Source organism: Sulfoacidibacillus ferrooxidans (assembly GCF_022606465.1).
Lineage (GTDB): Bacteria > Bacillota > Bacilli > Alicyclobacillales > SLC66 > Sulfoacidibacillus > Sulfoacidibacillus ferrooxidans.
Genome location: NZ_JALBUF010000079.1, coordinates 1 through 501 on the forward strand (window position 1 = coordinate 1; position 501 = coordinate 501).

At 47.3% G+C, this 501-nt stretch carries 1 protein-coding gene; it reads left to right on the forward strand.

Going from position 1 to position 501, the window contains the following annotated elements:
* The first annotated feature begins 71 nt into the window (after window positions 1-71).
* Complete coding sequence (locus MM817_RS16455) at window positions 72-245, forward strand: hypothetical protein (RefSeq protein WP_241717134.1); 174 nt, start codon at window positions 72-74, stop codon at window positions 243-245.
* Window positions 246-501: the final 256 nt, after the last annotated feature.

Sequence of the window (501 nt, forward strand, 5' to 3'; positions counted from 1 at the left end):
ATTCCTACACAGGTGTCCTAAGCAAGAGGCTGGATTTTTTGTACCCAAAAAGACGATAAGGGGATGTTTTCATGAAATTTGTGACTCGTGCAGACACGAAAAAAAGCGCTGAACGCGCGAAGAAATTCTACGAACAACGCGGTGTACCCATTACGATTCGTGCAATGGGAAAAGGGTTTGCATTGTTTACACCCGATGACTACACGCTTCAAGCGCACAGCGCGAGGAGTATAAGTAACCGCTAATCAACATACCTTGCTTTCCTCCCACCGCCGTGGGGTCTTGACTATGAGACTCTCGCGGCGGCGGGTAGTCAACAAGGGAGACTAACTAAATGAACATCATCTTCAATAAAAAAGACTTGTTACGTGTACTAGACGATATCATCCGTGTGGTTCCAACGCATGTGACATCACCTGTGTTGCGGACCGTACGCATCGAAGCAACGAATGATGATACAGTGAACTTCCTAGCGGTTACGGCAGAAGTCACCTTGCGACA

Bases quoted from the DNA above. Each gene is read 5' to 3' on its own strand.
- MM817_RS16455 (WP_241717134.1), top strand. From the start codon at position 72: ATGAAATTTGTGACTCGTGCAGACACGAAAAAAAGCGCTGAACGCGCG.